The organism is Mucilaginibacter terrigena (assembly GCF_004168255.1).
GTDB lineage: Bacteria > Bacteroidota > Bacteroidia > Sphingobacteriales > Sphingobacteriaceae > Mucilaginibacter > Mucilaginibacter terrigena.
Genome location: NZ_SEWG01000003.1, coordinates 1 through 12,735 on the forward strand (window position 1 = coordinate 1; position 12,735 = coordinate 12,735).

General features: G+C 44.5%; 15 protein-coding genes. 9 read left to right on the forward strand and 6 right to left on the reverse strand.

The window, feature by feature from the left end:
- The 5 genes from EWM62_RS07185 to EWM62_RS07205 form a co-directional block, all read left to right on the forward strand.
- Window positions 1-256: metallopeptidase TldD-related protein (locus tag EWM62_RS07185; RefSeq protein WP_238989300.1), on the forward strand; the 256-nt coding region annotated here is incomplete at its 5' end.
- A gap of 101 nt (window positions 257-357) precedes the next feature.
- Window positions 358-543: a DUF2683 family protein gene (locus EWM62_RS07190; RefSeq protein ID WP_129875994.1), complete on the forward strand. Its 186-nt coding sequence runs from the start codon at window positions 358-360 to the stop codon at window positions 541-543.
- Window positions 540-797 (forward strand): Txe/YoeB family addiction module toxin, encoded by a 258-nt coding sequence (locus tag EWM62_RS07195; protein WP_129875995.1) that lies wholly within the window; start codon window positions 540-542, stop codon window positions 795-797. The genes EWM62_RS07190 and EWM62_RS07195 overlap by 4 nt, the downstream gene beginning before the upstream one ends.
- A 67-nt stretch (window positions 798-864) precedes the next feature.
- Window positions 865-1,872, forward strand: a complete 1,008-nt coding sequence (locus EWM62_RS07200) for a phosphotransferase enzyme family protein (RefSeq protein WP_129875996.1) — start codon at window positions 865-867, stop codon at window positions 1,870-1,872.
- A complete protein-coding gene (locus EWM62_RS07205) occupies window positions 1,869-2,726 on the forward strand; it encodes an NAD(P)-dependent oxidoreductase (protein WP_129875997.1) in 858 nt (285 codons plus the stop codon). The genes EWM62_RS07200 and EWM62_RS07205 overlap by 4 nt, the downstream gene beginning before the upstream one ends.
- A 1-nt stretch (window position 2,727) precedes the next feature.
- Here the strand turns inward: EWM62_RS07205 and EWM62_RS07210 are convergent, their stop codons facing one another.
- The gene (locus EWM62_RS07210) at window positions 2,728-3,549 is read right to left on the reverse strand and encodes a hypothetical protein (protein WP_129875998.1); all 822 of its coding nucleotides are present in this window, start codon (window positions 3,547-3,549) and stop codon (window positions 2,728-2,730) included.
- A 121-nt stretch (window positions 3,550-3,670) separates the two neighbouring features.
- On the opposite strand from EWM62_RS07210, the gene EWM62_RS07215 reads away from it, so the two are divergent.
- The 3 genes from EWM62_RS07215 to ispG all read left to right on the forward strand — a co-directional run bounded on the left by EWM62_RS07215 (window position 3,671) and on the right by ispG (window position 6,254).
- Window positions 3,671-3,853: a hypothetical protein gene (locus EWM62_RS07215; RefSeq protein WP_129875999.1), complete on the forward strand. Its 183-nt coding sequence runs from the start codon at window positions 3,671-3,673 to the stop codon at window positions 3,851-3,853.
- Complete coding sequence (locus EWM62_RS07220) at window positions 3,841-4,140, forward strand: type II toxin-antitoxin system RelE/ParE family toxin (RefSeq protein ID WP_129876000.1); 300 nt, start codon at window positions 3,841-3,843, stop codon at window positions 4,138-4,140. The genes EWM62_RS07215 and EWM62_RS07220 overlap by 13 nt, the downstream gene beginning before the upstream one ends.
- 80 nt (window positions 4,141-4,220) lie before the next feature.
- Window positions 4,221-6,254 carry a (E)-4-hydroxy-3-methylbut-2-enyl-diphosphate synthase gene (gene ispG / locus EWM62_RS07225; RefSeq protein ID WP_129876001.1) on the forward strand — a complete coding sequence of 678 codons (2,034 nt, stop codon included), beginning with the start codon at window positions 4,221-4,223 and terminating at the stop codon, window positions 6,252-6,254.
- Between the two features lie 148 nt (window positions 6,255-6,402).
- On the opposite strand, the gene EWM62_RS07230 is transcribed toward ispG, so the two are convergent.
- Window positions 6,403-6,927: a GNAT family N-acetyltransferase gene (locus EWM62_RS07230; RefSeq protein ID WP_129876002.1), complete on the reverse strand. Its 525-nt coding sequence runs from the start codon at window positions 6,925-6,927 to the stop codon at window positions 6,403-6,405.
- A 397-nt stretch (window positions 6,928-7,324) separates the two neighbouring features.
- Between EWM62_RS07230 and dnaK the strand changes: the two genes are divergently transcribed.
- Window positions 7,325-9,235, forward strand: coding sequence for a molecular chaperone DnaK (gene dnaK, locus EWM62_RS07235; RefSeq protein WP_129876003.1), 1,911 nt, complete (start codon window positions 7,325-7,327; stop codon window positions 9,233-9,235).
- 252 nt (window positions 9,236-9,487) lie between these two features.
- On the opposite strand, the gene EWM62_RS07240 is transcribed toward dnaK, so the two are convergent.
- The 4 genes from EWM62_RS07240 to EWM62_RS07255 all read right to left on the reverse strand — a co-directional run bounded on the left by EWM62_RS07240 (window position 9,488) and on the right by EWM62_RS07255 (window position 12,657).
- Window positions 9,488-9,847: a response regulator gene (locus tag EWM62_RS07240; RefSeq protein ID WP_129876004.1), complete on the reverse strand. Its 360-nt coding sequence runs from the start codon at window positions 9,845-9,847 to the stop codon at window positions 9,488-9,490.
- A gap of 292 nt (window positions 9,848-10,139) precedes the next feature.
- The gene (locus tag EWM62_RS07245) at window positions 10,140-10,460 is read right to left on the reverse strand and encodes a glycine zipper domain-containing protein (RefSeq protein ID WP_129876005.1); all 321 of its coding nucleotides are present in this window, start codon (window positions 10,458-10,460) and stop codon (window positions 10,140-10,142) included.
- Window positions 10,461-10,547: 87 nt separating this feature from the next.
- A complete protein-coding gene (locus EWM62_RS07250; RefSeq protein WP_129876006.1) occupies window positions 10,548-11,345 on the reverse strand; it encodes an alpha/beta fold hydrolase in 798 nt (265 codons plus the stop codon).
- Window positions 11,346-11,349: 4 nt separating this feature from the next.
- The gene (locus EWM62_RS07255; RefSeq protein ID WP_129876007.1) at window positions 11,350-12,657 is read right to left on the reverse strand and encodes a gluconate:H+ symporter; all 1,308 of its coding nucleotides are present in this window, start codon (window positions 12,655-12,657) and stop codon (window positions 11,350-11,352) included.
- Between the last annotated feature and the right edge of the window lie 78 nt (window positions 12,658-12,735).

The following is a 12,735-nucleotide window of genomic DNA, read 5'->3' on the forward strand; positions in this document are numbered from 1 at the left end:
CATCCGCATGGTTGATCCGCAAACGCTGCTGCTAACCGGCCTTACCCGCGATGGTACGTTTTATATCGAGAACGGCAAGATCATGTTCCCGGTAAAAAACTTCAGGTTTAACGAGAGCCCGGTAATTATGCTTAACAACTTGGAAGCCCTTGGCAAAACCGAGCGCAGCATCAGCGTAGAAAGCTACCGAAGCTACATGATCCCGCCAATGAAAATAAGGGACTTTACATTTAGCTCACTTTCGGACGCGGTGTAAGGGAAAAAAAATTATTTAGCAGAAAAGTTGCAGTTGAAAACAGCCTGCAACTTTTCTGTTTTAAGATTAAACTCAATGTCCAAAAATGCTTAAATTTGAATATGGAAACATTAATTGTACATCCTGAAAATAAAGAGCAGTTAAATGCTATAAAGGCGTTTATGAAGGCTCTTAAGATATCTTTTGAAGAAAAAGGATATGATCCGGACTTTGTAGCTAAAATTCAGAATAGCAGGGAACAGGTTAAAAAAGGTGAAACAAGAATTGTTAATATAGACGATTTGTGATTGTAAGTTTCACCAAACAAGCTGATGCAGATATCGATTTTTTCAATAGAAGCGGTAACAAGCAAGTTATTAAGAAAATAAAGGAATTGCTTCAATCTATTGTTAATAATCCTTATAAAGGTATTGGACAACCAGAGCAATTAAAACATGATCTTTCGGGTGCTTGGTCGAGACGGATCAATAAAGAACATCGATTAGTATATGAAGTAAAAGACGAAGTGGTCTATGTGCTTTCCTTAAAAGGCCACTATTAAATAATACCAAACGCCATTGCAAAAGCAGTGGCGTTTTTTGTTTCTTTGCAGCCCCAAAACTTTTATCATGCAAAATTTCCCTGTTAGCAGTTCAATTCTTTCGGCCACTCACGTCGGTTTATTTTTGCAGGATAAATATGGCTTTAGCGGGAAAGCCACTTGCAAGCTGCTTAAAACCGGCATCAATCACAGCTACCTGGTTACGGATATTGAACGGAAAGCTGTCTTCAGGATCTACAGCCTTGCCTGGCGCACGCATTTAGAGATCTCTGAAGAAATAAGATTGTTGAATTTGCTGCGAGAAGCAGGCACTTCGGTTTCATACCCTATAAAAGATAAGTCAGGCAATTACATCCAGGAACTGAATGCTCCCGAGGGCATGCGCTTTGGTGTGCTGTTCTCTTTTGCCGAAGGCGAAAAGCTGCTGAATTTTGATGCCGCTGTGCATTTTAAAGCAGGCGAAACCATGGCGCGCATCCACCAGGTAACGCAGAACCTGCAATTGAAAAGAGTGGCCTATACGCCAAAGGTTGTACTTCAGGATTCGCTTGATAAGATAAAAGGATTTTTACCTGCCGATAGTGAAGAAATGCAGTGGATGGCATCGACACAAAAATATCTTTTGAACGAAATAAGCAAAGCCGACACCAGTAAACTAAGAGAAGGCGTAACGCACATGGATATCTGGTTCGACAACTTTAACATTACCAAAGATGGTAGGGTTACCCTATTCGATTTTGATTTTTGCGGCAACGGCTGGCTGTGTTACGATATTGCTTATTACATTTTGCAATTGCACAGCACCGAAAAAATTGAGGCCGGGCGCGATGAAAAACTAAAAAACTTTTTAGCCGGATACGAATCCGTCACTCACATCAGCGATGAAGAAAAGCGCTTATTGCCTGCGTTGGGTGTTTGCATGTACTTTTTTTATCTCGGAGTGCAGTGTGAAAGATTTGATAATTGGTCGAACGTGTTTTTGAACGAGACCTATTTAAAGCGTTTTATTAATCTGCTGGTAAAAAAATACTTCGACGAAAACGTTGTCACCAAAAACACTGTTAATCCATCATGACAAACACAACAAAAATCGGCTGGATAGGCCTTGGTTTAATGGGCAACCCCATGTCGCAGCAATTGTTAAAAGCGGGGTATCCGCTAATGGTTTACAATCGCCATAAAGATAAAGAAGCGGAACTAAAGCAACAGGGCGCTGCCACGGCATCAACCCCAAAACAACTCATACAGCAAACTGACGTGGTGATCATTATGGTTACCGACGATAAAGCCATCCGCGAAATATTTACCGGTGAAGATGGTTTGTTGAGGGCTGATGTTAGCGGGAAAACTATCATCAACATGAGCACCGTATCACCGGCAATCAACAAAGAAATGGCTGAACTGTGTACGCAGCAGGGTAATCATCTGTTGGATGCACCGGTATCGGGCAGTGTTAAACAAGCCGAAACCGCCCAGTTAGTTATCATGGCCGGTGGCGATGCCGAAGTATTTGAAAATGTAAAACCGTTATTGGAAACGATAGGCAAACTGGCTGAAAACGTTGGGGCAACCGGCTCGGGCAACGCGGCCAAATTGGCTATCAATACGCTGCTTAGCTTTTACACGCAAGGCCTGGCCGAGGCCCTTATCCTGGCCAAAAATAATGGAATAGAACCCGAAACTTTGCTGAACCTTTTAAGCAATACAGCTATCGGTAACCCATACATCAAATTAAAGGGAGATGCTATCGTCAACAATAATTTCAAAGCTGCTTTCAGTCTCAAAAATATTGTGAAGGACCTGCAACTATCGCAGGATATTGGCCTCAACACGCCATTGGGCCAAACGGCTTTAAAAACATTTGAACAAGCCAGTACCCAATTTGGCGACGAAGACCTGATCGCTATTTATAAATATCTGGATAAGTAGGCTAATCCCTTTTCTTTTTCAGGCTGTACGATGGCTTGTTGGATCTTATCTGCTCGGCATTATCGTACAGGCTCAGCGTTTTTTTATTGATGATGAACGAGTAGCTTTTTTGATCTTTGGTGTTAAGGTTAAATATGATCTCGTCGTGGCTGTGCTCCGGGTCGGCAATATGGTCGTTCTGTACATAATAGGTGGTTAAACCCGGCAAACCCGATACCTTACCGTTATCATAAAACTTAGCTATCACCTTTTTACCGGCTCCATCGGTACCCTCGTAATTCCCCGACAGGATAGCCTGGTTGATCATATAGTTCATGCCCTCGGCCAGGCCGCCCGCAGGTTTGGTTTGCATAGCCTTAATATATTGCGCGGTAGCCGTTTCCTTAGTTTTTGGGTTATAACTATAGATGATCAATGTAGTATCGCCATTTTTTACCTTGTAGCTCAGTTCATCATCGCCAAGCTCGATAGTGGTGGTGTTTTTCCCAGGCTGAAACCTTAATGCCATATCGGTACCCTCGTGGTTATTTATAACGGTTGGTACCATAATACTATCGCCTTTAAGCTGCGCGGTATCAATATACATTACGGTAACGCCCATACCATGCTCCACAGCTTCCAGCGGCGATTTGGTTTTCTTTACTTTTTTAACATAATCCTTTTTTACCCAAACGCCGTTTATTAAAGGCTTAAACTGGTGAAGCAGGGCCTGCGATTGGTCGAGCCGGCCGGCGGCGGTGGTATCCTGGTCGGTATCGCCGGTTTTACTTTTGCACGATAGGAATATACTTAGTATAAGCAGGGGGCAGATAATTCTTTTCATGTAGACGTGTTAGTAGTACACAAGATAAGGAATTATAGCTTTATTCTTGTCTGTATGACACAATAAGTTTCGGTTTAATTATTTATAAAACATTTTGTACCTTAGAGATGCTAAAGATATTATGAAGAAAGATACAGTGATAGAAGCCCTTGGCTCATTTGAAAATGAGTTTGACGCAGAAAAGCTAATTCAAAAACTTCTTTTTATTGAGGAAGTAGAAAAGGGTTTAAAAGATGTTAAAGAAGGGCGCGTGCATAATTATGATGATGTTAAGGAAAAATTCCTGACTAAGTGGAACCAGTAAACATTATTGTAACTGAATCTGCTTTATCAGATCTTGAAGATATAGAAACTTACATTGCGCAGGATTCTACCTTAATTGCCAGAAGATTTATAAGTCGTATTTTTGATAAAATTGATGTACTATATAATTATCCTAAAGCCGGCAAACCTGTACCGGAGCTAAATAACCCCATTATTCGTGAATTGCTTTTAAATAAATACCGTATTATTTATCAGCTTGTTAGCGAAACCCAAATAAATATTATTCGTGTTGTACACGGTTCTCGTTTATTAGATATCGAGTTATAATTTGAAATCAACCTTCCAACAAACAAATTCCAACTTCAAACTTCTTTCGTATTTTTGCAGCTTATTAATTCCATCCCTGCATGAATGCTGATGCTGTTAAGATGCTGCAAGGCCGTTACTGTAACTCGCTAACCGAATACTCCCGTTTTGTAACCCGCGAGGTTGCCATCGGCGATGTGCCAATGGGCGGTAGCAATCCTATCCGCATCCAAAGCATGACCACCACCGATACCATGGATACCATAGGTACGGTTGAGCAAACCATTCGCATGGTTGATGCCGGCTGCGAGTATGTGCGTATTACAGCGCCCAGCATCAAAGAAGCAAACAATCTTGCAGAAATAAAAAAGCAGCTTCGCCTGCGCGGCTACAATGTGCCGCTGGTGGCCGATATCCACTTTACCCCAAACGCTGCCGAGGTTGCCGCCCGTATTGTTGAAAAAGTACGTGTAAACCCCGGCAATTACGCCGATAAAAAGAAATTTGACACCATAGAATATACCGACCTGGAATACCGCGGCGAGTTGGAACGCATCTTCCAGAAATTTACACCGCTGGTAAAAATTTGCAAGGAATATGGCACTGCCATGCGCATTGGCACCAACCATGGATCGCTCAGTGATCGTATCATGAGCCGCTATGGCGATACGCCGCAGGGCATGGTAGAGAGCGCGATGGAGTTTATCCGCATGTGCGAAACATTGGGCTATTACAGTTTGGTGGTGAGTATGAAAAGCAGTAACCCGCAGGTGATGGTACAAGCTTACCGCCTGCTGGTACAAACCATGGTTGCCGAGGGTATGAACTACCCGCTGCACCTGGGCGTAACCGAAGCCGGCGACGGCGAGGACGGCCGTATTAAATCGGCCGTAGGTATAGGTACTTTACTTGAAGATGGCCTGGGCGATACTGTTCGCGTATCCCTTACCGAAGAACCCGAAGCCGAAGCGCCGGTTGCGATAGCACTGGTGAAAAGATATACTTTGAGGAGCGAAGTTGCCGGAGCGAAGAGTGAAGAAAGAATAATGACCCCGCATCCCGATCCTCAATCCTCGCACCACTCCCCCTACGAATACAAAAAACGCGAAACGTATGAAGCCAACGCTTTTATAGGCGGGCATATGGTGCCAAGGGTAGTGCTTGACCTGTCGCGGGCCAATTTAAAAGACCCTGCGGTGATGAATGATGCAGGTTACCTATATTCGGCATTGCTGGATAAATACAACATGGCCGAGCAATCGGTGGATTTTGTGTACCTGGGCGATAGCCTGCCATCGTTTACGTTGCCCGGCAATCTAAAACAGTTATACAATTATACCACGTGGATTAAGCTGGCCAATAAAACGTTGTGCCACCCGCTGTTTACGCTTGATGAATACATAAGCGCTGATGCGAACCGTTCATCAGCATTGAACCTCGTTCGCATTAAAAACGTCGATCTGGATACCGAAGCGTTTGGGCTGATCCCGCTTGATAAATCGCTGGTTTTTGTACTGGAAACCAATGAACTACACGGCATGGCCGACCAGCGCGCCTTTTTCCTGAAGCTACAGGAAATGGAACTGGATGTGCCGGTGATTGTGAAGAGGAGCTATGTTTTTAAAAGTCAAAAGTCAAAAGTCGAAAGTCAAAAAGATGACTTAGAACTTCAGACTCAAGACTTACAACTTTTTGCCGGTACCGACCTTGGCGCATTATTAGTTGATGGTTTTGGCGATGGCATCTGGATAGGTGCGCCGCAGGTGCCAACCAGCGTTATTACTTCTACCGCTTTTGGAATACTGCAGGCAACCCGCTCGCGCATTTCCAAAACAGAATATATCTCCTGCCCAAGCTGCGGGCGTACCCTGTTCGACCTGATGGTAACCACGCAGATGATCCGCAGCCGCACAAGTCACCTTAAAGGGTTAAAAATTGGCATTATGGGCTGCATCGTAAACGGCCCCGGCGAAATGGCCGATGCCGATTATGGCTATGTAGGCTCAGGCACAGATAAGGTAACCTTATACCGCGGCAAGCAAGCGGTGAAGAAAAATATCAGCTCGGCTAATGCGCTTGACGAACTTATCGGCATCATCAAAGGCGACGGCAACTGGATAGAACCGGCGGAGTAATCGCTACAATCAAAAATGTCATTCCGAACGAGGAGAAATCTTGAACACCGTGCATCCAATGATGTATGGTGTTCACATGTCGCTTGTATAAGATTTCTCGTCGCCCCTGGGCACCGCCCACCTCATGCTCGCTCGAAATGACATTTTGTTACTTTCGCGGCAGCTTAAAAATAAACCGCCCTTCTTCATTTATGCTGGTTTGGGTAAACCCGGCCTTGGTCAGGATCCTTTGCGATGGAAAGTTATCCACGCCGGTGTCCGCACAAATGGTTTTAACATCCGCGTTGGTAAAACCCCATTCGCAGATACGTTTTAGGGCCTCGGTACCGTAACCCTTGTTCTGGTGGTTTTGGTCGAACGAGTAGCCGGTAATGGCTTCGCCGTTCTCATCGGGGTAGCCTATGCCAATGCCACCAATGCTGGTGTTGGTGCTTTTCAGCACCGCCTCCCAGTTGCTGTACCACATAAATTTATCGGGATAAAGCAGCGTTTTGGGGATAAACCAATTCTCCAGGGCATCGTCCACTTCGGCTTCCCATATGGGGTCGATAAGCATATTGGAAGGGCTTAAACCCATCGATAGCTCCATTTTGTGGCGGCTTACTTTCCAAAGTAAAAGCTGCGCATGTGTTAACGGGATCAGCCGTAACCTTTCAGATTCGATAAAAAACATTTTTTGATTTTGAATTTGTATAACAATAAAATTTCAGGTCACTTAAAAGTGAATGAGGGGACAGTCGGGGTAGATGACTGTTTGTTATGCAATTCCAGGCGATGTAGTTTGCCTGTTTGATGTGTTAAGTAGCAGCGGCGGTATTGTTTTGTTGGGGTAAAGATATGCAAATTAGTACAGTAGTAATAATTTGAAACATTCGTCCTTGAAAAGAGCAGACAGTAGCTTCTTCACATCCCCAAAATCCTGCCAACCTGTCACCGCAAAGTAACTGCGGCTGACGGTTTGTGGCTTAACTGACACGCGATCTTTAATTTTTCTGCCAAATGCATATTGGCACACGCATTGATAAATAGGTGTGGAAGCATTAAATAATCAAGAAAAAACAAATCATAATATGTCTAAAATAATTGGAATTGACTTAGGAACAACAAACTCCTGCGTATCAGTAATGGAAGGTAACGAACCTGTAGTTATTGCTAACAGCGAGGGAAAACGTACTACGCCTTCTGTTGTGGCTTTTGTTAACGACGGTGAGCGTAAAGTGGGCGACCCGGCAAAACGCCAGGCCATTACAAACCCAACAAAAACTATTTATTCTATCAAACGCTTTATGGGTAACAATTTCAACGAGGTAACTACCGAAGTTGGCCGTGTACCTTATAAAGTTGTTAAAGGCGACAACAACACCCCGCGTGTTGAAATTGGCGACCGTAAATATACCCCGCAAGAGATCTCGGCGATGATCCTTCAGAAAATGAAGAAAACTGCTGAAGACTTTTTGGGAACTGAAGTTACCGAAGCGGTTATTACTGTACCGGCTTATTTTAACGATGCACAGCGCCAGGCTACTAAAGAAGCCGGTGAAATTGCGGGTTTAAAAGTTCGCCGTATCATTAACGAACCTACTGCTGCTGCCCTTGCCTACGGTTTGGACAAAGCACACAAGGACATGAAAATTGCGGTGTTTGACTGCGGTGGTGGTACGCATGACGTATCGGTACTGGAGTTAGGCGACGGCGTGTTCGAAGTAAAATCTACCGATGGTGATACACACTTAGGTGGTGACGACTTTGACCAGGTGATCATCGACTGGATGGCTGATGAGTTTAAAAGCGACGAAGGTGTTGACCTGCGTAAGGACCCAATGGCTTTACAACGTTTAAAAGAATCTGCAGAGAAAGCTAAGATCGAATTATCAAGCTCTACTCAAACAGAGATCAACTTACCATACATTACTGCCGGTGCCGAAGGCCCTAAACACCTGGTTAAAACTTTAACCCGTGCAAAATTTGAGCAATTGGCCGATAGCCTGATCAAACGTACCATCGAGCCTTGTAAAACTGCGTTGAAAAATGCAGGTTACAGCACTTCGGATATCGACGAGATCATCTTAGTTGGTGGTTCAACCCGTATCCCTGCTATACAGGAAGCGGTGCAAAAATTCTTTGGTAAAGCGCCTTCAAAAGGTGTAAACCCCGATGAAGTTGTTGCCATTGGCGCAGCTATTCAGGGTGGTGTATTAACCGGCGAAGTTAAAGATGTATTGTTGCTGGATGTTACCCCGTTATCATTAGGTATCGAAACCATGGGTGGTGTAATGACAAAACTGATCGAGTCGAACACTACTATCCCTACCAAAAAATCAGAAACATTCTCTACAGCATCTGATAGCCAGCCATCTGTTGAGATCCACATATTACAGGGCGAGCGCCCAATGGCAGCGGGTAACCGTACCATAGGCCGTTTCCACCTGGATGGTATACCTCCTGCACCTCGTGGTGTACCTCAGGTTGAAGTAACATTCGATATTGATGCTAACGGTATATTACATGTATCTGCAAAAGATAAGGCAACAGGTAAAGAGCAGAAGATCCGTATCGAAGCGTCGTCTGGTTTAACCGATGCCGAGATCAAAAAGATGAAGGACGAAGCTGAAGCTAACGCCGAAGCGGATCAAAAAGCAAAAGAAGAAGTTGAAAAACTGAACTCTGCTGATGCCCTGATCTTTAGTACCGAAAAACAATTGAAAGAATACGGTGATAAGATCCCTGCCGATAAAAAAGGCGCTATCGAAGCCGGATTAGAGAAATTGAAAACAGCTTATGCAGCCAAAGACCTTGCAGTTATTGAGCCTGCACAGGAAGAGTTGAACGCTGCATGGACTGCCGCATCTGAAGATATGTACAAAGCATCTGCCGAGGCAGGTCAGCAACCGGGAGCCGACGCAGGTCAGCCCGCTGGTGGTGGCCAACCTGAAGGTGGTGCCGACAACGTAACAGATGTTGACTTTGAAGAGGTAAAATAATTACCCCGATATATAAATGAAGAGGCCCCGAATTTTCGGGGCCTTTTTTGTTAGGTTACTCAACTGTCATTTCGAACGAGGAACGAGGAGAAATCTTGTTCGAGATGCAAAGTCAGCCACCTGTCAAACGAACAAGATTTCTCTCTATTGTTCGAAATGACAGCGTGGATAAAAGAAAAAGCCAACACATTGCGTTGGCTTTTCATTTTATAAAGTCTGTTATCTTTTAGTCCTTATTTTTGCTCTAAAAATCTACGATATCAAATTATTCACCTTCTCAACCAGTTCTGTCAGATCGAAAGGTTTGTTGATGATGGCATCGCAGCCGTAGGCGTAAAGGTCGGCCTCGCGGTTAATATATGCCGAAAATATAATTACCGGTACATTACTGAATTTGGGGTGCGCTTTTATGTTACGGCAAAGCTCTCCGCCGTTGGTACCGGCCACGCGGTAATCAAGTATAACCAGATCAGGCTCAAAGGCTTCCACCAGTGGCATTACATTCACGCTCTCGCCGGTGCTCTTCACCTCGAAGTTTTCGTAAGTGAGGGTTTCGTGGACAATATCGAGGATGTCCTGGTTGTCATCCAATACTAAAATACGCTTTACCATAAATGATAATAAATAAACTAAAAATATCTGAAAAAGGTATCCGGGCGGTGTAAAATAAATGTGGCATGGATACCGTATTGGATGGGCTTTAAGGGAAAATACAATGACATGATCGGCTATTGAGTCAAATGTAATATAATAAATTATATTAATATGAAATATTATTATCGCCCTTACCTAAAAGATGTATCAATGTTGTTATAAATATAGGGATACAGCCTTAAGGATTACCGGTGCAGAAATAGATATTATATCCAACAAAAAACCCGCGGTTAACGCGGGTTTAATATTATTAATAAGGATATGCCTTACCGGGGTGCGCGCGTTTCCATGCACGGCGGCGTTCCAGCCAGGCGGCGTGTTTTCGTTTTTGTTCGCGTTTACGGGCTTCGTTACCAATAATGTAACCACCGCCGGCGCCTATTGCGCCGCCAATAACGGCGCCACCTACGCTTTTACCTATCAAAGCACCGGCAACAGCTCCACCGGCACCGCCGATGATAGCACCTTTACCTTGTTTACTTATGCCTTTTTTTTCTTGCGCCTGTGCGCTAAAATTTACCGTGCTGGTTAAGGAAAGCAACAGTCCTCCGTATATAATTAACTTTTTCATTTGTATCTGCTTTTGTATTCAAAACACATGATACAAATAACAAGCCGAAGATGATGCAGTTATATTTATAGCAGAAAATCCAAAGGTTTATTTCAGAAAATCGAGTATAGCCGACGAGAATTGTATAGTATTGCCTGCACTATTATGGTTGCCGGGCACACTAACCATTTTTGAACCCGGTATCATCTTTTGCAGTATGGATACGTCGCCGTTGGTAGTATCTTCCGTGCCATCAATAAGCAGCACCGGTATCTTAACTTTGGCAAGTTCATGTTTGCTGGTACTTGGCTGGTGTTTTTGCTGATAGGCCAGCGCCAGGTTATCAAAATTATTTTTACGGATCCAAACCATCATATCGTCCACATCGTGTATGGTGGTGTCGCCCATCAGCGCTTTGTAGGCGTGGATGCGCCGCGGCCATTCGGGGTTGGTATAATCGGCACCCATGCCGCCCATTACGGCTTTGTTGACGCGCTTATCAAGCACCACTAAGCGCGAGGTAATGATAGAACCGCGCGAGTAGCCCACCACAGCATATTTTTTTAAACCCAGGCTGGTTGCTAATCCCATAACGTCTTTTGCTTCGGCATCGTTGTTATATCCGGCGTCGGTATGGGGTTTGTCAGATTGTCCGTTGCCCCTTTGGTCAAGTATCACCACTTTATAGCCGGCCTTGAGCAGGGCAGGGTATAACGATCCGTGTTTCCAGCCCTGGCTTGTGCCGGTAAACCCATGCACCAGTATCACCGGGTAACCTTCGCCTTTTACCTCGTAATAAATTTTGGTACCATCAAACGAGGTGAAAAACGTGCCTTCCGGTTGCTGCGCGAACAAGCTAAAGCTGCAGCTTAAAGCAATTATTAATGCTGATAAGATCCTTTTCATATAGTTATACAAATAAGTTGAGGATAAGCACACCGCCAAGACCGATAATAGATACCAAACTCTCCATTACCGACCACGACCGGAACGTATCCTTTATACTCAGGTTAAAATATTCTTTAAACAGCCAGAATCCGGAGTCGTTAACGTGCGAAAACGCCAGGCTGCCTGCCCCGATAGAAAGTACCATCAGGTTTGGGTTTACATGTTCGGATACCACCAAACTGGCAACAATACCCGCGGCGGTTAATCCAGCTACCGTTGCCGAGCCCAAACTTATGCGGATAATGGCTGCTATTACCCATCCTAAAACCAGCGGCGGCATGTTAAAGCTTTTAAGGCTATCGGCAATCTCGTTACTTACACCGCTGGTAGTAAGCACCTCTTTAAATGCGCCCGAGCCTGCTATAATGAGCAGGATAAGCGAGATATCTTTAACCGCATCGGTAAAGTTAACGGCTATGGTACTCATACTGCGGCCTTGTTTAATGCCGAGTGTATAGGTAGCTACAATAAGGGCGATAAGCATTACAATGGATGGATCGCCTAAAAAGGCCATGGCCTTTAGCACGCCGGGATCTTTAACACCCAGGTACGGGAAAAACGCGGTGAGCATCAAAAGCAATACCGGCAGCAGCGCGGTAAAAAAGCTGATAAACCCACTGGGAAGTTTATCTGCAGGCATTTCTTCGGCGCGGAAGGTAGCCAGTGGTTCTGATGGGATCTTCTTCAGGAACTGCGCGAATACCGGGCCTGCAAGGATAATTGCGGGAATGGCAATCATAAGCCCATAAACAAAAGTGGTAGCCATGTTGGCATGAAACAATACCACCAATGCCGATGGTGAGGGGTGCGGTGGTAAAAACCCATGCGTAACGGATAACGACGCGATCATGGGCAGGCCGATGAAAACCGCCGGCAGCTTATATTTATATACTACCGAAAATATCAGTGGTACCATCAGCACAAAACCTATCCCGTAAAATAAGGGGATACCGATAATAAAACCCGCGGCAACCAAAGCCCATTGAATATATTTTTGGCCAACAGCGTTCACCAAAACCTCAGCAATTTTTTGGGCTGCACCGCTTGCTGCCACCAGTTTGCCCAGCATAGCGCCCAGGCAAATAATAATAAGCAAGCCGCCTAAAATATCGCCAATACCTTTTTGTACCGATGCAGTTACCTTGTTAATGGGGATGCCCAGCATTAGGCCGGCGGCAATAGAAACCAGCAAAAAAGCTAAAAATGGATTAACCTTTGCCCAGCTAACCAAAAGTATGAGCAGTACTATACAGAACAGTATAACCAGCATTGTTTTTTACATTCAGAGGTTTACAATTGTATTGCTTGCCGGGAGAAACCGGTGCAACTAATGTAATAACATTATATC

Bases quoted from the DNA above. Each gene is read 5' to 3' on its own strand.
- EWM62_RS07205 (WP_129875997.1), top strand. From the start codon at position 1,869: ATGACAAACACAACAAAAATCGGCTGGATAGGCCTTGGTTTAATGGGC.
- dnaK (WP_129876003.1), top strand. From the start codon at position 7,325: ATGTCTAAAATAATTGGAATTGACTTAGGAACAACAAACTCCTGCGTA.
- EWM62_RS07190 (WP_129875994.1), top strand. From the start codon at position 358: ATGGAAACATTAATTGTACATCCTGAAAATAAAGAGCAGTTAAATGCT.
- EWM62_RS07215 (WP_129875999.1), top strand. From the start codon at position 3,671: ATGAAGAAAGATACAGTGATAGAAGCCCTTGGCTCATTTGAAAATGAG.
- EWM62_RS07200 (WP_129875996.1), top strand. From the start codon at position 865: ATGCAAAATTTCCCTGTTAGCAGTTCAATTCTTTCGGCCACTCACGTC.
- EWM62_RS07230 (WP_129876002.1), bottom strand. From the start codon at position 6,927: ATGTTTTTTATCGAATCTGAAAGGTTACGGCTGATCCCGTTAACACAT.
- ispG (WP_129876001.1), top strand. From the start codon at position 4,221: ATGAATGCTGATGCTGTTAAGATGCTGCAAGGCCGTTACTGTAACTCG.
- EWM62_RS07245 (WP_129876005.1), bottom strand. From the start codon at position 10,460: ATGAAAAAGTTAATTATATACGGAGGACTGTTGCTTTCCTTAACCAGC.
- EWM62_RS07255 (WP_129876007.1), bottom strand. From the start codon at position 12,657: ATGCTGGTTATACTGTTCTGTATAGTACTGCTCATACTTTTGGTTAGC.
- EWM62_RS07240 (WP_129876004.1), bottom strand. From the start codon at position 9,847: ATGGTAAAGCGTATTTTAGTATTGGATGACAACCAGGACATCCTCGAT.
- EWM62_RS07210 (WP_129875998.1), bottom strand. From the start codon at position 3,549: ATGAAAAGAATTATCTGCCCCCTGCTTATACTAAGTATATTCCTATCG.
- EWM62_RS07250 (WP_129876006.1), bottom strand. From the start codon at position 11,345: ATGAAAAGGATCTTATCAGCATTAATAATTGCTTTAAGCTGCAGCTTT.